Origin of the sequence: Janthinobacterium sp. GW458P, assembly GCF_002127585.1 — a bacterium.
GTDB lineage: Bacteria > Pseudomonadota > Gammaproteobacteria > Burkholderiales > Burkholderiaceae_D > Janthinobacterium.
Genome location: NZ_NEGZ01000011.1, coordinates 21598 through 41792, shown reverse-complemented (window position 1 = coordinate 41792; position 20195 = coordinate 21598). Strand labels below are relative to the sequence as shown.

Annotated in this window: 21 protein-coding genes; 11 read left to right on the top strand and 10 right to left on the bottom strand. The window is 64.1% G+C overall.

All coding sequences use genetic code 11. The features are described from left to right. Positions 1-2: 2 nt before the first annotated feature. From CBW50_RS09465 to CBW50_RS09455, 3 genes are all read right to left on the bottom strand, one after another. The gene (locus CBW50_RS09465) at positions 3-1166 is read right to left on the bottom strand and encodes a cyclopropane-fatty-acyl-phospholipid synthase family protein (RefSeq protein WP_086145353.1); all 1164 of its coding nucleotides are present in this window, start codon (positions 1164-1166) and stop codon (positions 3-5) included. Between the two features lie 65 nt (positions 1167-1231). Further along, entirely contained in the window at positions 1232-2023 is a 792-nt protein-coding gene (locus CBW50_RS09460) for a DUF1365 domain-containing protein (protein ID WP_086145297.1), read from the bottom strand. Beyond that, the gene (locus CBW50_RS09455; RefSeq protein ID WP_086145352.1) at positions 2013-3323 is read right to left on the bottom strand and encodes an NAD(P)/FAD-dependent oxidoreductase; all 1311 of its coding nucleotides are present in this window, start codon (positions 3321-3323) and stop codon (positions 2013-2015) included. The genes CBW50_RS09460 and CBW50_RS09455 overlap by 11 nt, the downstream gene beginning before the upstream one ends. A 201-nt stretch (positions 3324-3524) precedes the next feature. Between CBW50_RS09455 and CBW50_RS09450 the strand changes: the two genes are divergently transcribed. The 5 genes from CBW50_RS09450 to rpoH all read left to right on the top strand — a co-directional run bounded on the left by CBW50_RS09450 (position 3525) and on the right by rpoH (position 8709). Continuing rightward, positions 3525-4475, top strand: coding sequence for a MerR family transcriptional regulator (locus CBW50_RS09450; RefSeq protein ID WP_086145296.1), 951 nt, complete (start codon positions 3525-3527; stop codon positions 4473-4475). A 156-nt stretch (positions 4476-4631) separates the two neighbouring features. Continuing rightward, positions 4632-5684 carry a signal recognition particle-docking protein FtsY gene (gene ftsY, locus CBW50_RS09445; protein WP_086145295.1) on the top strand — a complete coding sequence of 351 codons (1053 nt, stop codon included), beginning with the start codon at positions 4632-4634 and terminating at the stop codon, positions 5682-5684. 8 nt (positions 5685-5692) lie between these two features. Then, positions 5693-6436, top strand: coding sequence for a cell division ATP-binding protein FtsE (locus tag CBW50_RS09440; RefSeq protein ID WP_076568395.1), 744 nt, complete (start codon positions 5693-5695; stop codon positions 6434-6436). Beyond that, positions 6433-7353: a permease-like cell division protein FtsX gene (ftsX, locus tag CBW50_RS09435; protein ID WP_086145294.1), complete on the top strand. Its 921-nt coding sequence runs from the start codon at positions 6433-6435 to the stop codon at positions 7351-7353. Before CBW50_RS09440 ends, ftsX begins: the two co-directional genes overlap by 4 nt. A gap of 462 nt (positions 7354-7815) precedes the next feature. After that, positions 7816-8709, top strand: coding sequence for an RNA polymerase sigma factor RpoH (gene rpoH, locus CBW50_RS09430; protein WP_076568393.1), 894 nt, complete (start codon positions 7816-7818; stop codon positions 8707-8709). Between the two features lie 90 nt (positions 8710-8799). Here rpoH and CBW50_RS09425 read toward each other — a convergent pair whose 3' ends face one another. Beyond that, positions 8800-9066, bottom strand: coding sequence for a hypothetical protein (locus CBW50_RS09425; RefSeq protein WP_086145293.1), 267 nt, complete (start codon positions 9064-9066; stop codon positions 8800-8802). A 179-nt stretch (positions 9067-9245) separates the two neighbouring features. On the opposite strand from CBW50_RS09425, the gene CBW50_RS09420 reads away from it, so the two are divergent. Beyond that, the gene (locus tag CBW50_RS09420) at positions 9246-9698 is read left to right on the top strand and encodes a hypothetical protein (RefSeq protein ID WP_086145292.1); all 453 of its coding nucleotides are present in this window, start codon (positions 9246-9248) and stop codon (positions 9696-9698) included. Here CBW50_RS09420 and CBW50_RS09415 read toward each other — a convergent pair. Then, on the bottom strand, positions 9695-10042 hold the full coding sequence (locus tag CBW50_RS09415; RefSeq protein ID WP_086145291.1) for an antibiotic biosynthesis monooxygenase: 348 nt from the start codon (positions 10040-10042) through the stop codon (positions 9695-9697). The genes CBW50_RS09420 and CBW50_RS09415 overlap by 4 nt on opposite strands. After that, complete coding sequence (locus CBW50_RS09410; RefSeq protein WP_086145290.1) at positions 10039-11166, bottom strand: cytochrome P450; 1128 nt, start codon at positions 11164-11166, stop codon at positions 10039-10041. The genes CBW50_RS09415 and CBW50_RS09410 overlap by 4 nt, the downstream gene beginning before the upstream one ends. Positions 11167-11242: 76 nt before the next feature. Here CBW50_RS09410 and CBW50_RS09405 point away from each other — a divergent pair, with 76 nt between their 5' ends. The 5 genes from CBW50_RS09405 to CBW50_RS09385 all read left to right on the top strand — a co-directional run bounded on the left by CBW50_RS09405 (position 11243) and on the right by CBW50_RS09385 (position 17796). After that, positions 11243-11962, top strand: coding sequence for a helix-turn-helix transcriptional regulator (locus CBW50_RS09405; RefSeq protein ID WP_086145289.1), 720 nt, complete (start codon positions 11243-11245; stop codon positions 11960-11962). A 112-nt stretch (positions 11963-12074) separates the two neighbouring features. Continuing rightward, positions 12075-12929 (top strand): DUF3667 domain-containing protein, encoded by an 855-nt coding sequence (locus CBW50_RS09400; protein WP_253251918.1) that lies wholly within the window; start codon positions 12075-12077, stop codon positions 12927-12929. A 70-nt stretch (positions 12930-12999) separates the two neighbouring features. Further along, positions 13000-13746 (top strand): ABC transporter ATP-binding protein, encoded by a 747-nt coding sequence (locus tag CBW50_RS09395; RefSeq protein ID WP_086145287.1) that lies wholly within the window; start codon positions 13000-13002, stop codon positions 13744-13746. A gap of 32 nt (positions 13747-13778) precedes the next feature. Then, positions 13779-16070 carry a CPBP family intramembrane glutamic endopeptidase gene (locus CBW50_RS09390; protein WP_226936246.1) on the top strand — a complete coding sequence of 764 codons (2292 nt, stop codon included), beginning with the start codon at positions 13779-13781 and terminating at the stop codon, positions 16068-16070. An 85-nt stretch (positions 16071-16155) separates the two neighbouring features. Beyond that, on the top strand, positions 16156-17796 hold the full coding sequence (locus CBW50_RS09385; RefSeq protein WP_157792414.1) for a patatin-like phospholipase family protein: 1641 nt from the start codon (positions 16156-16158) through the stop codon (positions 17794-17796). An 85-nt stretch (positions 17797-17881) separates the two neighbouring features. Here the strand turns inward: CBW50_RS09385 and CBW50_RS09380 are convergent, their stop codons facing one another. From CBW50_RS09380 to CBW50_RS09365, 4 genes are all read right to left on the bottom strand, one after another. Then, the gene (locus CBW50_RS09380) at positions 17882-18100 is read right to left on the bottom strand and encodes a hypothetical protein (RefSeq protein ID WP_034784905.1); all 219 of its coding nucleotides are present in this window, start codon (positions 18098-18100) and stop codon (positions 17882-17884) included. A gap of 79 nt (positions 18101-18179) precedes the next feature. Then, positions 18180-18761, bottom strand: a complete 582-nt coding sequence (locus CBW50_RS09375) for a TerD family protein (RefSeq protein ID WP_086145284.1) — start codon at positions 18759-18761, stop codon at positions 18180-18182. A 34-nt stretch (positions 18762-18795) separates the two neighbouring features. Then, the gene (locus tag CBW50_RS09370; protein ID WP_086145283.1) at positions 18796-19491 is read right to left on the bottom strand and encodes a TIGR00266 family protein; all 696 of its coding nucleotides are present in this window, start codon (positions 19489-19491) and stop codon (positions 18796-18798) included. Positions 19492-19564: 73 nt separating this feature from the next. Continuing rightward, positions 19565-20140 carry a TerD family protein gene (locus CBW50_RS09365; protein WP_086145282.1) on the bottom strand — a complete coding sequence of 192 codons (576 nt, stop codon included), beginning with the start codon at positions 20138-20140 and terminating at the stop codon, positions 19565-19567. Between the last annotated feature and the right edge of the window lie 55 nt (positions 20141-20195).

Below are 20195 nucleotides of genomic sequence, written 5' to 3'. Positions count from 1 at the left end.
GCTCACTCCTTGACGAGGGTAAATTGCATCACATCCGTGTTGTGGGCCTGGAAGGCGGCCTCGCAATACGCGAGGTAAAACTCCCAGGTCAGCAGGAAACGGCCGTCGAAACCCTGCTTTTCCAGCGCCGCGCGCCGGGCCAGGAAGCTGGCGCGCCACTGGCGCAAGGTTTCCGCGTAATCAAGGCCAAAGCTGAAGGCGTCTTCCACGCGCAAGCCCTGCGCCTCGGCGGCGCGGCGAAACGCGGCCGGCGAAGGCAGCATGCCGCCCGGGAAAATGTACTGTTGAATAAAATCCGTGCTCTTGCTGTAGCGCTCGAACAACTCGTCGGCGATGACGATGGTCTGGATGCAGGCGCGTCCGCCCTGCTTCAAATTGCGCGCCACACAGGCGAAATAGCCGGGCCAATAGCTTTGCCCCACGGCTTCGAACATCTCGATCGAAGCGACAGCGTCGTACTGGCCGTGGCTGTCGCGGTAATCGCACAGCTGCAAATCGGCCAGGCTGGCAAGCCCCGCGTCGTGCAGGCGCTGGCGCGCATACGCCAGTTGCTCCGTCGACAAGGTCAGCCCCGTCACATGGGCGCCGTGGTCGCGCGCCGCCGTTTCCGCAAAGCCGCCCCAGCCGCAGCCGATTTCCAGCACGCGCTCGCCGGCCTGCAGCTGCAGCTCGCTGGCAATGCGCCGGTATTTCGCCGCCTGCGCCTGCTCCAGGCTGGCGCCCTCGCTGAACAGCGCGCTCGAATACGTCATCGACGGGTCCAGCCACAGCTGATAAAAGGCGTTGCCGATGTCGTAATGGGCGTGGATGTTCTTCTTGCTGCCGGCGCGCGAATTGCGGTTGAGCAAATGCCGCAGCTTATACACCAGGCTGCCCCACCAGTTGCCATAAATCAAGGACTCGATCTGGTCGCGATTGCGTATCATCAACTCGATCAAGCCCGGCAAATTGTCCGTGCGCCAGTCGCCCGCGATGAACGTTTCGGCAAAGCCGATGTCACCCGAGCGCAGGACGGCCGCGCACAAGCGCCAGTTGTGCAAGTCCAGGGCAACGGGATTGCCGCCGTCGCCATACAGCAGGACGCTGCCATCGGGCGTACGCAGGCGCAAGGCGCCGAACTTCAGTTGCGCCAGCAGCCGCAAAATCATGCGCCCGGAGGCGGGCATGTCCAGGTGCGCATGGTCATGGCACGCGCTGCGCACATGCACGCTGGTGGGCAGGGATTCAGAGCTCATCGGGACACCTTTTCTTGTGGAGGGAGGGGTTTGCTGAAAAACGGCACGCGGCGCAGCCACAGGCGCAGCGCCTGCCAATGGATGCGCGCCATCACGCCCCAGGTCATCAGCGGATAGCGCAGCAGGGCATAGACGATGGCGCCGTCCCCCAGGGGCCGCGCCGCGCCGGACAAGCTCGTCTGCAGCAGCGGGCCGTCGGGGTCGTCGTAATCGACGCGCGCCAGGTGGCGCTCGCCGTCCTGCTCGTCATTGCGCAGGAAACGGAAGCGGTAGCGTCCCTGCACCTGGCAAAACGGCGAGACGTGGAAAATCTTGCTGGCTTGCAATTCGCTGCCATGGGCGATGGCGCCGCCCTGCTCCAGCAGATACAGGTGGCGCTCGCCGAAGGTATTGCGCACATCGCAGAGCACGGCGCGCAGCGCGCCGTCAAGCCGGTGACAAAACCAGAAACTGACGGGGTTGAAGACATAGCCGAACACGCGCGGCATGGTTTGCAGCCAGATTTCGCCGTGCGCATCCGTCACGCCGTGCTGGCGCAGCAGGGTGTCTATCCATTGCAGCAGCGGCGTTTCCCCATCGCCATGATCGCGGTCGCGGAAGGACAGCAGATTGGTGCCGTTGCGCGAAATCAAACGGGCGGGAAAATCCTGCGCGCCCATGCTGCGCAGGGGCAGGCGCACATAATAGATGCCGTAGCTGAAAGCATGCGCGCGGGGCCGCAGGCGCGCATGGCGCACCTGGCCCAGGCACAGTTGCGGCTGCGCCGGCGGCGACGGCTCATGCGGCATGGCCAAGCTCCGCCGCCGCCATGCCATTGAGCACTTGCGCCACTGCCAGGCCCGACTTCAAGCCGTCCTCATGGAAACCATAGCCCGTCCAGGCGCCCGCGAACCACGTGTGCTGCGCGCCCTGGAAAGCGGCCAGGCGTGCCTGGGCGGCGATGGCCGCGCCATCGAACACGGGATGCGCATAGGAAAATTCGTCGATCACCTTGGCCGGGTCCGGCTCGTCGAGCGGATTGAGCGAGACGATGACGGGCGTCGTGAACGGCAGCGGCTGCAACTGGTTCAGCAGATAGTGCACGCACACTTGCGGCGCCTCGCCTTCCCCTGCCGCCCGGCCCTGGTAATTCCAGGCCGACCAGGCGCGGCGGCGCTGCGGCAGGCAGGACGCATCCGTATGCAGGACGGCCCGGTTCGGCTGGTAGCGCACGGCTTCGAGCACGGAGCGCTCGTCGTCGCGGATGTCTGCCAGCAGGGCCAGCGACTGGTCGCTGTGGCAAGCGAGCACCACGTGATCGGCATGCGCGACGCCTGCCGCCGTGTGCAGCTCGACCATGCGCGCACCGCCGTGCCCCTGGCGGTGCACGGCCAGCACGGGACACGCGAGGCGTTGCTGGGGGATGCCCGCCAGCAGTTTTTCCACGTACACGCGCGCGCCGCCCCGCACCGTGCGCCATTGGGGCCGGTCGCTGACCTGCAACAAGCCGTGGTTGTGGCAGAAACGGATAAAGGTGGCCAGCGGAAAGGCCAGCATCTGGCGCGCTGGGCATGACCAGATGCAGGCCGCCATCGGCAACAGATACCAGTGGCGGAACCCGGCGTCATAGCCGTGCAGGTCGAGAAACTCGCCCAACGACAGGGCCGGCGCCGGCAAGCTGGCCGTGGCCAGGGCGCTGGCCTGCCGGTTGAAGCGCACGATATCGCGCAGCATGCGCAAAAAGGCGGGGCGCAGCAGGTTGCCGCGCTGGGCAAACACGGTGTCCAGGCTGGCGCCCGCCCATTCCAGCACGCGGGCATGCGCGGCAGTACCCAGCGGCATCTTCACGGAAAACGACATGTCGCTGTCGGCCGCCGCGACGCCCAGTTCATCGAACAGCTGGACCAGGTTCGGATAGGTGGCGTGGTTAAACACGAGAAAGCCCGTGTCCACGCCATGCGTGGCGCCGTCGAGCGTGACGTCGACCGTGTGGCTGTGGCCGCCGAAATAATCGCCCGCCTCATACAAGGTGACGTCCTGGCCCGCCTGCGCCAGCCGATACGCACATGACAAACCTGCAATTCCCGCACCGACAACAGCAATCTTCATGATGGCACCCATATCAAGTTTGTCCTGGACAAATCGACCTAGCAGGATATTCGATTAAATATTGAGCTATGTCAATGAGGGCGTGCGCCACTCAGGAACTTGTACGCAGGCGCTTTCCAATCGGATTCAGCTATTTGGTGCGGGACAGGCAAAGGCGTAAAATGCATGCCACGTTCATCCGCAAGCGAGCAAAACCCTGGTATGGATACTGACCTGCAAGCACTGCATCCCCCTTCCGCCTTCAGCATCAGCGATGTCGAGCGCGATACGGGGCTGGCCAAGGAAACCTTGCGTGTCTGGGAGCGCCGCTACGCCTTTCCCCAGCCGCAGCGCGACGCCTTCGGCGAACGCAGCTACCCGGCCGAGCAGGTGCAAAAACTGCGCATGGTCAAGCGCTTGCTGGACCTCGGATTTCGTCCGGGTAAAATCATGCAGCACAGCACCCTGCAACTGCAGCAGCTGGCCAGCGCCGGCACGCCGCCGTCCCAGCAGGCGGCGCCGCAACTCGGGCACTACCTGGCCCTGTGCCGCGGCCACCGGATGGCGGAACTGGGCGACGCCCTGCGCCAGGCGCTGGCCGTGCTGGGCCTGAAAGCCTTTACCGTCGACGTGATCGCGCCGCTGACCGGCATGGTAGGCGAGGCCTGGGCCTGCGGCGAACTGGCCGTGTACGAGGAGCATCTGTATAGCGAAACCTTGCAGACGGTGATGCGCCACGCGATTTTTTCGCTGCCACAACAAAGCAGTCCCAGCACGCGCACGCCGCGCATCGTCCTGAGCACCCTGCCGCAGGAACGCCACGGCCTGGGCTTGCTGATGGCCGAGGCGCTGTGCGTGGCGGCCGGCGCGCACTGCATGTCGCTGGGCGTGGAAACGCCGCTGACCGACATCGTCGCGGCGGCCGGCGCGCAGCGGGCCGACATCGTCGCGCTGTCGTTTTCCAGCGCCAGCAAGGCAAGGCAGACGCGCGACAGCCTGCAGCAGCTGCACGCCAGCCTGCCGGCCAGCACCGAGCTGTGGGCGGGCGGGCGCAGCCCCGTGCTCCACAAGCGTCCGCCGCCGTTCCTGCACGTGCTCGATTTGCGCCAGGTCGAGGAAAGCATCGCCAGCTGGCGCCAGCGCCATGCGCCCGACGCCGTGCAAACGCACTGATCGCAATATATCTGCGGCGATCTCCGGGGATAGGCGCGCAATGTTGCCAATCGAACAGTAATGCATGAAGCGCCGGGCGCGCTCTGGTAGAATAGCCGGTATGAAACAGTGTCCGGCGCCGCCGGGCCTAAGGTCAGCACCCGCCACCACACATCCATGTTTAGTTTCTTCAAGAAAAAAACCGCCGCCCCTGAAGCCGTGCCTGCCAGTGTCGAGCCTATCGCCGCGCCCGCCGCCGTCACGCCGCCCGCCGTCCCCCTGAGCGGTGCGCCAGCCGAGCTCGTGCCCGTGATCGTCGCTGCCGAGCCCGAGAAAAAATCGTGGATGACGCGCCTGAAGGCCGGCCTGTCGAAAACCTCGAACACCTTGTCCGTGCTGTTCGTCGGCGCGAAGATCGACGACGCCCTGTACGAAGAGCTGGAAGCGGCGCTGCTGATGTCCGACGCCGGCATCGACGCCACCGAATTCCTGCTCACGGAATTGAAGAAAAAGGTCAAGGAAGACAAGCTGCTCGATGCGGCCGCCGTCAAGGCCGCCCTGAAAGTGCTGCTGATCGAGCTCTTGCTGCCGCTGGAAAAGCGCTTCGAACTGGGCCGCCACAAGCCGCTGGTGATGATGATTTCCGGCGTGAATGGCGCCGGCAAGACCACCACCATCGGCAAGCTGGCCAAGCACATGCAGTCGAACAACCAGTCCGTGCTGCTGGCCGCGGGCGACACCTTCCGCGCCGCCGCGCGCGAGCAGCTGATGGTCTGGGGCGAGCGCAACAACGTTACCGTGATCTCGCAGGAATCGGGCGACCCGGCCGCCGTGGCCTACGACTCCGTGCAATCGGCGAAAGCGCGCGGCATCGACGTGGTGATGGTCGACACGGCGGGCCGCCTGCCGACGCAATTGCACCTGATGGAAGAATTGAAGAAAATCAAGCGCGTAATCGGCAAGGGCATGGAGGGCGCGCCGCATGAAACGCTGCTCGTCATCGACGGCAACACGGGGCAGAATGCCCTCACGCAAGTCAAGGCCTTCGACGACGCCCTGCAGCTGAGCGGCCTGGTGATCACCAAGCTGGACGGCACCGCCAAGGGCGGCGTGCTGGCGGCCATCGCCCGCGTGCGCCCCGTGCCCGTGTATTTCATCGGCATCGGTGAAAAAATTGAAGACTTGCAGCCCTTCGTGGCTGCCGAATTTGTCGAAGCGCTGCTCGGATAAGCCTATACATGATTGAATTTCAGCACGTCTCCAAGCAATACTCCCCCGACGCAGTGGCGCTCAGCGACATTTCGCTGAGCATTGCCAAAGGCGAGCTGGTCTTCCTGGCCGGCCCGTCCGGCGCCGGCAAGTCCACCCTGCTGAAAATGATCGCCGCCATGGAGCGCCCCACGTCGGGCAAGCTGATCGTCAACGGCCAGGACATGGCGAAGATCAAGCCGGCCGGCGTGCCATTTCTGCGCCGTAACATGGGCCTGATCTTCCAGCAGCAGAAACTGCTGAACGACCGCTCCATCCTGGCCAACGTCATGCTGCCCCTGCTCGTCGTCGGCGCGCATAAAGTGGCCGCCGAGCAGCGCGCACGCGCCGCGCTCGACAAGGTTGGCCTGCTCGACCGCGCCCTGGCGCGCCCGCTGTCGCTGTCGGGCGGCGAGCAGCAGCGCGTCTCGATCGCGCGCGCCATCGTCAACCGGCCGCAGATCATCCTGGCCGACGAACCGACGGCCAACCTGGACCGCGCCAGCGCCAACAAGGTGCTCGACGCCCTCAAAGCATTCCACTCGGTGGGCGTGACCTGCCTCATCTCCAGCCACGACGAACAGATGCTCGACGCCGCCGCCCGCGTGATCCACCTGAAGAACGGCCAGCTGGTCGCCATCGACAAGGCCACGCAGGCGCCCGTGTTCGCCCCGCCCGACCCCGATTTTGCGCCCGCCCCCGATGCGGACGACGCGCAGGGAGAACAGGCATGAGAGGCTGGTTCCGTCAACACCGCTTCGCCCTCGGTTCGGCGCTGATTCATCTGCGCAAGTCGCCCGGCGGCTTTTTATTGAACGTCGTCGTCGTCGCCATCGCCCTGTCGCTGCCGTTTGCCGGCCTGACCATGCTCGACAACGTGCGTCCCATGTCGGAGCAGATGTCGGTCGACCCGGAAATCAGCGTCTTCCTGAAAATCGACACGCCGCGCGAGCAGGCCGTGGCCCTGGCCGGCGCCATGCGCAAGATCGTGCGCGAGCAAAAGGCGAAAATCGTCTTCATCCCGCGCGAACAGGCGCTCGACACCCTGAAAAACAAGAACGGCCTGGCCGACGTGCTGAGCACCCTGGGCGACAATCCCCTGCCCGACAGCTATGTGCTGAAACTCGACGCCTTCAGCAGCGCCAGCGAAGCGCAGGACGTCGACGCCGTGGCGGAACAGCTGCGCCACCTGCCCGGCGTGGAATCGGCGCAAGTCGATTCGGCCTGGGTCAAGCGCCTGGCGGCCCTGCTGGGCGTGCTGCGCCTGGTGCTGCTGCTGCTGGCCATTACCCTGGGCGTGGCCGTCATCGCCGTGGTCTTCAATACCATCCGCCTGCAAGTGATGCAGCAGCGCGATGAAATCAGCATCTCGAAACTGATCGGCGCAACCGACACCTTCATCCACCGCCCCTTCTATTACACGGGCGCCCTGCTGGGCCTGTGCGCCGGCGCGCTGGCCCTGGGCGCCGTGGCGCTGGCCTTGCAGCCGCTCAATACCGCGATTGCCGAGTTTGCCCGCCTGTACGCGTCCGAATTCCAGCTGGTGCCGCTGGCGCCGCTGTCGATGGCCGGCCTGCTGGCCGTCAGCGCGGGCCTGGGCCTGACCGGCGCCTTCCTCTGCGTGCAGCGCCATCTGGCGCGCCTGAACTGACCTTCCCTCCCATGGCGGCGCCACGCGCGCCGCCATTCCTCACTGCCCCTTGTTTTTTTGACACTCACCCCATACTGCTGTTATCTTGATATTAAGCAAGTATTCTTAAGGTTCGCTTCAGCTTGCGGCCGTAGACTATGTATGTTGTCGCTGGGAAGCAAGAAAAGGGCGCGCATGGCAGTGCCGATGCGGCCCGGCGCGATGTTTTAGATTACATATCAGTCATTAAAAACCCATAGCATATAGGCTATCAGAGCGATTAAATGTGCTGATTGGCACTCTCAAGCAGAGAGTGCTAATATATGGACATACCCAGGCAGGATCGCCATGAGCGCCAGATATAGATGGTGCCGCGAACTGCAAAGTGCAAGACCGGATACGCAAGAACGAACTAAAAACGGGCCCTGTCGTGTGACATGGCCAACTGGAACAAAGCAAGACTACGAGGGAGAAAACATGACTATGATGTCCGCAACGTCCGCATTGGTTCCGACCAAGAATAACGCGCTGGGCCTCGGGTTCACCGGCAATCTGGGCAATATCGACGCCTATATTTCGGCCGTGAACCGTCTGCCCATGTTGACCCACGCCGAAGAAATGTCGCTGGCGAAACGCCTGCGCGAAAAAAATGACCTGGCCGCCGCGCAAGAGCTGGTGCTGTCGCACCTGCGCCTGGTGGTCTCGATTGCCCGCGGCTACCTGGGCTATGGCTTGCCGCATGCCGACCTGATTCAGGAAGGCAATATCGGCCTGATGAAAGCCGTGAAACGTTTCGACCCTGACCAGGGCGTGCGCCTGGTGTCGTACGCCATGCACTGGGTGAAAGCCGAGATGCACGAGTACATCCTGAAAAACTGGCGCCTGGTCAAAGTGGCGACGACGAAGGCGCAGCGCAAGCTGTTCTTCAACCTGCGCAGCCACAAGACCGGCCTCGATGCGATGACGCCGAAGCAGATCGACGCGCTGGCCAAGCTGCTCGACGTGAAGCGCGAAGAAGTGATCGAGATGGAAACGCGCTTGAGCGGCCGCGACATCGCCCTGGAGTCGCCGACCGACGATGAGGACGACAAGTTTTCGCCGATCGCCTACCTGTCGTCGGAGCAAAGCGAGCCGACCAAGGTGCTGGAAGCGGAGCAAGTGACGCGCCTGCAATCGGAAGGCCTGGAAACGGCCTTGAGCAAGCTGGACGACCGTTCGCGCCGCATCATCGAAGCGCGCTGGCTGGCCAACGACGACGGTTCCGGCGCCACCCTGCACACCCTGGCAGAAGAGTTCGGCGTATCGGCCGAACGCATCCGCCAGATCGAAGTGGCGGCGCTGAAAAAAATGAAGGGCGCGCTGGCCGCTTACGTGTAACAGCAAGCCAGAGCCGCAGTAAAAAGGCGCCGCAAGGCGCCTTTTAGTTTTGAACTTTGATGTTTATCAACAGATAAACATTGTCGACCGTTAAGCTGCAGCCAGGCCCTTGGTGATCAGCTCGGCGACGACCTCATTCAGATCCGCGCCGCGCTCCTTGGCCAGGGTCTGCAATTGCAAGACCAGATCGCTGTTCAGCTTGACGGCGAACGGCACCAGGCCCAGGGCCTGATCGCGCTTGCGCTGCTCGCGGCGGTCGACGAGCACCGCTTCCTTACCGAATGCACCGGCGCCGGGAACATTCATCTTTCCCATCAGTTTCTTGGCATCGCTCTTGGCCAGGTCGGTTTTTTTCATGGTTGTTTCCTGATTTTCAAAACAGCCATTCTACGCAGTAATCGGCGCGCCGCGTGGACGGCGCATCAATTCATCCGCAGCACGCCAATGGTGCGCCGGAAAAATATCATTTTGCTATTATCATTTTCATCCCACGCGTGGATGCCACGTCGGGGACGCTCCACCTGAAAGGAAAAAACATGCATTACCTCCATGACTCGTATCGCCGCCTGTTCCTGCCCCTGCTCGTCGCCTGCCTGGCCGTGCTGGCCGGCTGCGGCGCGGCCGGCAGCGCCGGCGACGCGGAAAACACGCCGCGCAGCGTCACCCACGTGCTGTCGCCGGGCCAGCAGGTGGCCATCACGGCCACGGACACCCTGAAACTCGAGCGCGTCAACGACAGCCGCTGCCGCAAGGGCGCCGTGTGCGTGTGGAAAGGCTACGTCAGCTACAGCTTCAGTTTGCTCAACAGCGCGGGCGCCACCGACATCGTCCTGTCCGAGTCCATGCCCGGCGCGTCCAGTTCCGTGACCGTCAACCACCTGACGTTCACCCTGCTCGACGTCGACCCGGCCACGCCGCCGGCCCTGAACGCAGCCGAACCCGCGTATCGGGTCAAGGTCAAGATTACGCAGGGCGCGCTGGCACGCTAATTACCGTGGCGACGCCGGCTGTCGGCGGGCGCCTGCTGCCGCGCCAGCATGCCGTAATCGCGCACGACGGCGGCGATGCGCAGCCGGTAATCGTCGAACACGCCCTGCCGGCCGGCCGACTGCGCCGCCCGGTGCGCTTCCAGCTGGCGCCACTGCGCCAGCGCCGCTTCGTCGCGAAAGAAGGACAGCGACAGCAGTTTGCCTGGTTCGCTCAGGCTGCCGAAACGTTCGATGGAAATGAAACCATCGACCTCGTCGAGCAAGGGCCGCAGGGACGCCGCCAGGTCCAGGTACTGCTGGCGCCCTTCGGCGCCGGGCCAGACTTCAAAAATCACGGCAATCATGCGCTGGCTCCTTGCATAAACACGGGGATACGGGCGTTCAGCGAGGGCAGATAACTCCAAGCCAGCGGCAAGTCTTGCAGGCTATCGGCCCATGCCTGCAAACAAGCCGTGGCTATCGTCTGCGCGATGGACTGGCCGGGACAGGCGTGACGGCCATGGCCAAAGCCTGACTCCGCATGGCCGGCGCTGGCCAGCACGACGATAATCATCTGTCCGGCCGGTATGCGCACGCCGTGCAATTGCACGTCCTCCGCCGTGTAGCGGCGCGTGTTGTGGATCGAGGGATCACGCAGGCTGACGTCGCGTAACAGGGCCGGCCATCGCCCGGGTGCGGCGCGCAGTTGCGTGGACAACTCCGGCTGCGCGCGCAAGGCCACGACGGCATTGCCCAGCAAGCCGGCCGTGGCGTCGCAGGTCTGCGACAGCAAGCCCACGAGGTTGGCCAGCACGCCGCCAGACGCCTGCCAGCCGACGGCATCCGCCCCGGCCACGATGTCGTGCAGCAAGCTGCCGGGCAAGGCCTCCGCCTCGCGCAGCAACACGCTAAAACCTCGCAGCAAGGCATAGGCTGCGTCCTGCGCGCCGGCCAATTGTTCGCCATTGCTGAGCGGCGACAGACAGGCGACAAAATCACGCGTCCAGGCGGCCAGCGCCGGCCATTGCGCTGGCGCAAAGCCCAGCAAGTCCGCCATGGCGAACAGGGGCAGTTCAACAATTGCATCATTGAGCCGCGCGGCGCGGCCGGGAACGCGGTCACCGGCAAGCTGCATCACCCGCCCATGCAGGCGCGCCAGATCCACCCGGCCCAGCGCCCGCGCCAGCACCTGTTTTGGCACGGCATGCCGTTCGCCGTCGTTCATGCGCACCAGTTCGGCAAAAATCGCGCCGCAAGGCGTGCCTGCCAGGTTGAGCGGCACGGCCAAGCCCGGCGGGCGCACGCGGCAAGCGGGATGCGCGAGCACGGCCTGCACGCCAACGGCTCCCGTCGCCAGCCAGCAATCGAGCGACGCGTCGAAACGCAGCGGCGGGCCGTCCGCCAGGCGGCGATAGTAGTCATACGGCGCCGCGTGGGTGACGGCGGAAAAAGGGTCGGCGGGGTCGATAAGAAAGTCGGCGAGCGGCATGCGCGTTCCATTGCAGTGAAGTGGGGACACGAGTATGCTGGCCCTTCCACCACAACACTTCGCCCGTGAACGAATCATGGAAGACAAGTTTCCCTCGGCCGACCTGGGCCTGGCGCAACTGGCCGGCGCCATCGCGGAACCAGCCCGCGCGCGCATGCTGTGCAGCCTGCTCGACGGCCATGCGCGCACGGCCACGGAATTGGCTACGCTGGCCGACGTGGGCGCCTCGACAGCCAGCGCCCATCTGGCGCGCCTGCGCACAGATCGATTGCTGACCATGGTGGCGCAGGGCAAGCACCGCTATTACCGCCTGGCCAGCGCCGAGGTGGGCCAGGCGCTCGAAGCGCTGCTGGTGGTGGCCGGCGTGCCCGCAACGCCGTTTACGCCCACCACGCCGGACCGCTTGCGCCGCGCGCGCACCTGCTACGACCACATGGCCGGCACGGTGGCCGTCGCCTTGCACGACCAGCTGCATGCGCAAGGCTGGCTGCTCGACGACGGCGGCGAATATCGCCTGTCGGAAGCGGGCGCGGCCAGCATGGCGGCGCTGGGCATCGACGTGCCGCAACTGCAGCGCCAACGCCGCCGCTTCGCCTGTGCCTGCCTGGACTGGAGCGAACGGCGCGCCCACCTGGGCGGCGCGCTGGGGGCGGCCCTGCTGCAGCTGGCCCTGCGCCAGGGCTGGGCCGAGCGCGAATTCGACAGCCGCGCCCTGCGCATCACGCCAAGCGGCGAGCGGCGCCTGCTGGCCGTATTTGCCTGCCGCTCAACGGTGCCGGCATTTTGTATCTCATAAGCAACTATCGAGAGAAAAATGCCCTTTTGCCATTGTTTTCATTCATCATATGCTGCGCTCTTCAGCGCGCATTTCCCCCTTTCGCCTATGGAAAGAGTCCATCTTGAAAACAGTGTCACCCAGCACAAGTCCCGCCAGCACCTGCCATAACTGCCACACCGACGCGCCAGGCAACTTCTGCAGCACCTGCGGCCAGTCCACCGTCGTGCACGTGCCCAGCGCGCGCGAATTCCTGCATGAATTTGTCGCCCATTATGTGGCGCTCGAAGGCAAGCTGTGGCGTACCCTGGCCCTGCTGCTGTTCCGCCCGGGCGCGCTGACGAACGAGTACATTGCGGGGCGCCGCGTGCGTTACGTGGAACCGCTGCGCGTATACCTGACCTTCAGCATCCTGTTCTTTGCCATCCTCAAGTTCGGCAGCGCCGACTTGTTCCTCACCGTCCACAGCCAGCAACCCCAGGCGAGCGCCCACGGCCCAAGTCAGACTCCGGACAACAATGCGTCGGGCATGCAGGTCAGCATCCTGGGCCAGACACCCACGCTGCCACATCAGTGGCAAGACTTTCAGCAACTGCCCGTGGCCGGAAAGCAAAAGCTGATAAGGGAGAGCTTTTTTCATTACGCACCCTATGCCATGTTTGGCCTGATGCCGCTGTTCGCCCTGTTCCTGAAGATCCTCTACCTGGGCAGCGGACGGCGCTATGGCGAGCATTTCCTGTTCGCCTTGCATACGAATGCCTTCGCCTTCATCACGATGGCGCTCATGACCTTGATCCCCGTCGATATTGTCCGCCTCGCGCTCTGCGCCTGGCTGCTCGGCTACCTGCCCTGGGCCATGTGGCGCGTGTATCCAAGCGGCAAGCTCGCCACCGTCTGCCGCTGGCTGGTATTGATGGCAGCCTATGCCCTCGCCATGAGCCTGGCGATCATGGCCTGCATCGCCACGGGCGTGATGCTGCGCCATTAGGCAGCAAGGAGCGTTGGGGCGGCGCCGTATCGGGCTATCATCCCGCACGCTCTCTTTTTTGGGATACACGATGATTGTTTTTGAAGGCTTGTCCAAACAGTACGGCACGTTCGAGGCCGTCAAGCCGCTCACCTTGCAGGTGGGAAAAGGCGAGGTCTTCGGCTTTCTGGGACCGAATGGCGCCGGCAAGACCACCACCATCCGCATGCTGATGGGCATCCTGGTTCCCAGCGGCGGGCGCGTGCTGGTCGATGGCCTCGATTGCCACCGCGACGGCGCCGCCGTCAAGCGCAAGGTGGGCTACCTGCCCGACACCCCCGTCTTTTACGATTATTTGCGCGGACGTGAAATCCTGCAATTCGTTGCTGAAATGCATGGCTATGCGCGCGCGGAGGCGGCCACCCGCGCGGCGCGGCTGCTGAGCGAATTCGGACTCGATGAAGCGGGCGAAGATTTCGCCGTCAATTACTCGCTGGGCATGAAGAAGAAGCTGGGCCTGGCCTGCGCGCTGATCCACGATCCGGCCGTGCTGATCCTTGATGAACCGATCAACGGCCTGGACCCGCGCGCCTCGCGCGAAGTACAGGAACGGCTGCTGCGCATCGCCGCCGCCGGCACCACGATCTTCGTTTCCACGCATTTGCTCGACATGGCGGAAAAGCTGTGCAGCCGCGTGGCCATCATCCACCGCGGCGCGCTGGCGGCCACGGGCAGCCTGGACGAGATTCGCCGGCAACTGTCCAGCGACGGCAGCCTGGAAGATATCTTCCTGCAGCTGACCGATGAAACGGCGACCGCACGACGCCGGCGCCGCTGACCGCCTGGCGTGCCGTCTGGCTGCTGACACGCTTGCGCCTGCAGCGCCTGCTCAACGTCAGCGGCCGCGGCTTCGCCTTCAGGAAGGCCCTGCAGGGCCGCCCCGCCACGCCGGGCAAGCAGCGGGGCCGCTGGCTGCTGGGCGTGCTGCTGTTCCTGCCCATGTTGTTTTCCTTCGGCACCATGGCGCGCCATGGCGTGCTCAACATGCATTGCCTGCTCGACCAAGTGGCAGCCTGCCAGGCGCAAGGCAGCATGCAGGCGGGCGAACGCCTGCTGGCGCCGGTCATCGCCGAATTCATCGGGCATCCGTTCAGTGCGGCGCTGGCAGGCGGCCTGACTCTGCAATTGATGCTGCTGTGGCTGGTCAGCGTGTTGTTACCGCTAGGCATGGGCGAACTGTCGAAACCGGACTGGGACCTGGAATGGCTGGTCACCTTGCCGGTCGACAAAGCCACGCTGCTGTGGGCGCGCGTGCTCGAGCGCACGGTCGTCAATCCGGCCGGCCTGCTGGCCCTGTGGCCCAGCACCACCATGATCGCCTGGTATTCGGGCCAGGGCTGGCTTTCTCCGCTGTCCGGGCTGGCGGCCAGCCTGCTCCTGCTGGCCCTGGCCGCCATGCTGCACACACTGGTCGATACGGGCCTGCGCCTGTCGCTCAGTCCGGCACGGCTGGGCAACCTGCAGGCGCTGCTCTCGGTGGCCGGGGTATTTCCCATGTATATGGGCATGTCTTTTGGCATGGGCACGGGCGGCTTTGCCCATGGCTGGGCCGCTGCCATGCCCGCCTGGAGCGGCTGGACGCCGCCCGGCCTGCTGGTGCGCGCGCTCAATGCCGCCAGCCTGGCGGATGCGCTGTTGCCCGCCTGCCTGCTGCTGGCGCAAGTGCTGCTGATGATGCTGCTGGGCATGGCGATGCTGCGCCGCCAGTTGCGCCATGGCGTCGTGGGCGCGGGCCAGCGCGAAGCGAGCCGCAAGCGCTCTCCGGCGGCGCTGCCCGCTGGCCGGTGGCGCGCCCGCATCGGCACGGTGATCCAGCGCCGCGAATTGACCCTGCTGGTGCGCGACCGTAACTTCATGGTGCAAACGCTGCTGATGCCGCTGCTCATCCTCGGCGGCCAGGCTTTGTTTTCCGGCCAGGCGCGCGACCTGCACGCGCTGCTGGCCAGCCCCGCCCTGCTGGCATCGACGGGCTTTTTCCTCGGCAGCTATGTGCTGATGATGTCGGCCTTCCAGACACTGAACAAGGAAGGCGGCGCGCTGTGGCTGCTGTACACATTTCCCGTTCCCGTTGAGCGGGCGCTGCGGCAAAAGGCGCAATTGTGGGCCGTACTGGCCCTGCTGTATCCACTCATCCTGTTCGGCGCGGCGCTGGCCTGGCTGCCCGCCTGGTCGTGGCAGACGGCGGGCCTGATGCTGCTGGCCCTGGCCGGCATTCCCCTGTATTCGATGATCGCCGTGGCGCTGGGCGTGTTTGCCAGCGACCCGCTGGCCACGGAAGCGGCGGCGAAGATACGCCCCACATATATGTATCTGTACCTGCTGCTGAGCGGCCTGTACCTCGCCGCGCTGGCGGCCGGCAGCGTGGTGCAGCAGCTGGTGTTTGTCGTGCTGACGGTGGCGCTGTCCCTGGCGCTGTGGCAAAAGGCGCGTGACGAGCTGCCGTACCTGCTCGACCCGGCCGCCTCGCCGCCGGCCACGGTGTCGGCGGCGGACGGCCTGATCGCCGCCATGCTGTTTTTTATCCTGCAGACACTGGCCTTGATCCTCCTCAAGGATGCGGCCGGTGCAACGCTGCCGCACGCGGCCATCGCCTTCGGCAGCGCGGGCGCGCTCACGTATGTGCTGGTGCGCCTCGTCTACTGGCGCGGCAAGACGGCAGGCGTGCCGCGCATCGGGCCAGGCCGGCAACCGTGGCGCCGGGGCGCGGCAGCCGCGGTGCTGGCGGCCCTCTTCGGCATCGGCTACCTGGCCATCGTGCAAGCCTGCGGCTGGTCACCTGCGCGCGCGCCGCTGGCGGCCGGGACGGGCTGGGACGCAGTATGGCTGGCAGGACTGGCGCTGCTGGCCGCGCCCCTGTGCGAAGAATTCATTTTCCGCGGCCTACTCCAGGGCGGCCTGCGCCGCTCGCTGCCCGCCTGGCAGGCGATCGGCATCGGCGCGGCCCTCTTCGCCATCGTCCATCCGCCGGCCTCCATGCTGCCCGTCTTCGTGCTGGGCCTGTGCGCGGGCGCCGCCTATGAACGCAGCCGTTCGCTGCTGGCGCCCATGCTGGCCCATGCCGGCTATAACGCGGCCATCCTCGCGCTTCAACTCCATGCATGAGCATGGACAAGTTTGCTAGAATCGCACACGTTTTCCGTCCGTATCCCAAACAATGACTACGCACAGATCCCGCATGCATCCACGCTTGTCCGCACCACTTGTCCTCGCTGCGCTGCTGAGCGGCTGCACGGTACTCGCCCTGCACCCCAACAGCGGCGTCGAAAACCGCACGTTTACCGTGCAGGAATCGCCGCGCCTGCGCATCGACGCGCCCAAGGCGCGCATCGAGAATCCGATGCCCAGCGACCATTTCATCGGCATCGCCCTGTCCGGCGGCGGCAGCCGCGCGGCCAATTTCTCGGCGGCATCGCTGGAGCAGCTGGAGCAATTCGGCCTCGTCAGCGGCGCCTCGGCCATCTCCGGCGTCTCCGGCGGCGCCATCGCGGGCGGCTACTATGCGCTGCACGGCAAGCAGACGAACTGGCCCTTGCTGCGCAGCAAGCTGAAAACGGATTTCTTCGGCCAGACCATATTAAAGCCCGCCAACCTGACGACGATGTTGCTGACGAACAAGACGCGCACGTCCTTCCTGTCCGACGTGCTGGACGATGTGCTGTACGACAAGAAAACCTACGAAGACTTGCCGCACGACGGCCCCATCTTCCTGGCCAACGCGACGGACGCCACCGATGGCGGCAAGCGCGTGGTGTTTTCCTATGAGTATTTTTACAATACCCTGCATTCGCCCATCCAGGATATCCGCCTGGCAACGGCCGTGGCCACCTCGGCCGCCTTTCCCGGCGTCTTCGATTCCGTCACCTTCGAGCGTTTCCGTCCGAAAAATACCTTCGTGCCGGAACTCGGTTCCGAGTCGCGCGAATCACCCTCGTACGTACACCTGTTCGACGGCGGCGCGGCCGACAACCTGGGCGTGGAAACCCTGTGGGACGCGGCCCTGACTCAGCTGTACGGCAACGACATGGCCGTCGTGCCGCCGCGCCTGAACAGCAAGCCCTTCATCCTCATCTCCATCGACGCCAACGCGCCCAATTCCAGCGCCGTGTTTGAAAAGATGTCGGACGAGCGCCAGCCGCTGGACCGCATCTTCAACAAGAACATCTACGACGCCGTCGACGCCCTGTTTTCGCGCCAGCGCAAGGAAAACCTCGTCAAGATGGGCTTTGGCCAGGCCCGCTTCGATACGGTCACGCACGAGAATTTCGGCGACCTGAGCCAGAAATTCGTCAAGGGCAAGCGCACCTCGGCCTTTGCCATTCCCGTGCTGTGCCGGCCCCATCTGGGCCAGTACCGCTGCGAAGTCGATGCGGCCGACCCCATGCCGGGCCAGGTCCGCACCACCCTGGAAGGCTTCGCCTGGCATATTTCCATCGATGAAATCGCCTCGCTGGCCCTGCGCCTGGCCAGCGACGATGCGCAAGTCAATTTTGCGCGTAAGCAAGAGCGCGCGGCCCTCGTCAAGCTGCAGCGCCTGGCCACGCAAACGAAGACCCATCTGAAACTGACGGGGCCGGAAAACTGCAGCCCGGAAGTGCTGCAATCGGCCCTGTACAGTGCCGCGCGCGTGCTGATCCTCGACGACGAGGAATCGCGCTTCGCCCTGTGCGACTACATGCTGGCGGGAAAGCTGATCAACGACGACATCGTCTGCAAGCAGCGCTACGTGCACGCCGTGCCCAGCTTTGCCATCGAAAGCGAAGATTTGCAGTACCGCAACCTGAGTTCGGATGGCAATTCCGTGAACGTGCCGATACGCTGCAAGAAGTGAGCGCCCACAAAAAAGCCCGCACGATCGCTCGTGCGGGCTTTAGCGCAAGGATTCCAAGCGCCCGGTTGATTTAGATCAATCGACCTTAAATCAAGCGACTACGCCTGCGCATGTAGCTGCGGCTTAATGCACCTTCCAGTTCCTGCTCCGTCTTATGCTGGTTTACTGTGTACAGGGCCCACAGGGCCGCCGGCGCCCAGCCGATCACAGTGCACTGCAAAATCAAGGCGGCGGCACCGGCCAGCGGGCGCCCCAGCATGAAAAACGTGAGACACGGAAGTAGCAAGGCTATCAGCAATCGCATCACGACATACTCTCCTAAATATAGAGCAGCGGACAAGGGCCGGTATCCGGTCCGTCCCCCGCCCGCTGCGTACTGCTCCTTATAGATGCACGGAGATTTGCGGCATCAGGTCGTCAAAGGTGCGACCGTTGCCGTTTTCTCCGATGGCGTGCATCTTCCATTCGCCGTTATGGCGGTACAGCTTGGCCATGATCTGTGCCGTGTGGGAACCTTGCACAGACAGGTTGAAACGCGCGACTTCCTGGTTATTGCTCGCATTCAAGATGCGGCAATAGGCGTTTTCCACCTGCGAGAAGTTCTGGCCAGTAAAGCTGTTGACGGTGAAGACCAGGCTTTTCACGTGCGCCGGCACGGTCGACAGATCGACATTGATCTGTTCGTCGTCGCCGTCGCCCGCGCCCGTGCGGTTGTCGCCCGTGTGGACAATGCTGCCGTCCTTGCTTTTCAGCTGGCGGAACCAGACGATGTCGGACGTGCTCTTGTTCTCGTCGAACATGACGCACGAGGCATCGAGGTCGACGGCTTCCGTCTTCGAACCGAAACCGAGGAAACCCTTGGTCTTGGCCGCATCCCAGCCCAGGCCCATGGTGATGCGGGTCAGGGTGGTGCCAGCTTCCTTGTCCAGAGAAATCTTCTGGCCCTTGCTCAAATTGACAGACATACGCATTGCTCCTGTTTAGTTAGTTAGTGCTTGATTACGCCGGCTTGCTTTGCGTCCAGGCGAGGAAGGCCGCGCGGTTGCGCGAGCACACGAGGATTTTTCCCGTGCCTGAAAACTTCAGCACCATGCCCTCGCCGCTGGTCTGGCTATTGATCAAATTGCCCAGAAAGCCGCCGCTGCTGCCGGTCGTGATGGAAATCTCGTATTGCAGGCGCTTGTCCCAGCACACGACGTGCGAGTTATCGATCACCACGTCCTTGCCAGGCGTCACTTCCAGTTCCGACATTGCGCCAAAACCGGAGACCGCCAACTGGCCGCTGCCTGCCGTCTCGGTGATGAAAAAGCCACCGCTCTGGGCAAACAGCGCATTGCCAAGGCTTTGCGTGCGCACCTTCAATTCCACGCCAGAGCTGGCCGCCACGAAGGCGCCGTCGCTGATCATGTATTGCTGGGCGCCAATCTCAAGCACCCGCATCGCGCCCGGCAAAGTGGGCGACAGCAGACAGTCGCCGTCGCCCCGCATGGCCTCGATATGCTGCTGAAAGAACGATTCACCGTTGGCAAAGGTGCGCATCAGCGCGGCGCCGATGCCGCCCGTCATCTTGCCTTTCAGCTCAAGATTGGTTTCCATCATCACCATCGCATCGGATTCGCAATAAATCTTCTCGCCCTTGGCCAGCGACACATGCAGGAACGGGTCGACGTCCCCGGTAATATTAAAAACTGGCATTCAACTGTTCCTTCCTTGACGATGATGGTGATGGCGGCGGCCCGCGCCGCGGACCGCCCTTGCTATTGACGACTTATACGCCGACGCCGAACGAGGCAGCCAGAGGACCTAAACCGCCCTTGTAGCCCTGGCCGATGGCCTTGAATTTCCAATCGCCGCCGTTGCGGTAGATTTCGCCGAAGACCATGGCCGTTTCCGCCGAGCCGTCTTCCGACAGGTCGAAACGGGCGATTTCCGTGTTGCCGTTGGCGTTGACGCAGCGCACGTAGGCCTTCGATACCATACCAAAGTTTTGCTTGCGCGCTTCGGCGTCGTGGATCGTCACGCAGACGGCGATCTTGTCGATATCGGCCGGCACCGTGGCCAGGTCGACGACGACGGTTTCATCGTCGCCATCGCCAGCGCCCGTCTTGTTGTCGCCCGAGTGGGTGACGGCGCCGTCGCTCGACTTCAGGTTGTTGTAGAAAATCATGTCGACGTCGGCGCGTACCTTGCCGTCGGCCTTCAGCAGGAACACGGAGCCGTCGATGTCGAACGCGGCGCCGTCGGTGGCGCGGGCATCCCAGCCCAGGCCGATGATCATCTTCGAAATGCCAGGGGCTTCCTTGCTCAGGTTAACGTTGCCGCCTTTTTGCAGACTGATTGCCATGATGTATTGCTCCTATATGGGTTGTGTATGACCAAACACCTGGCGTCCTCCACCG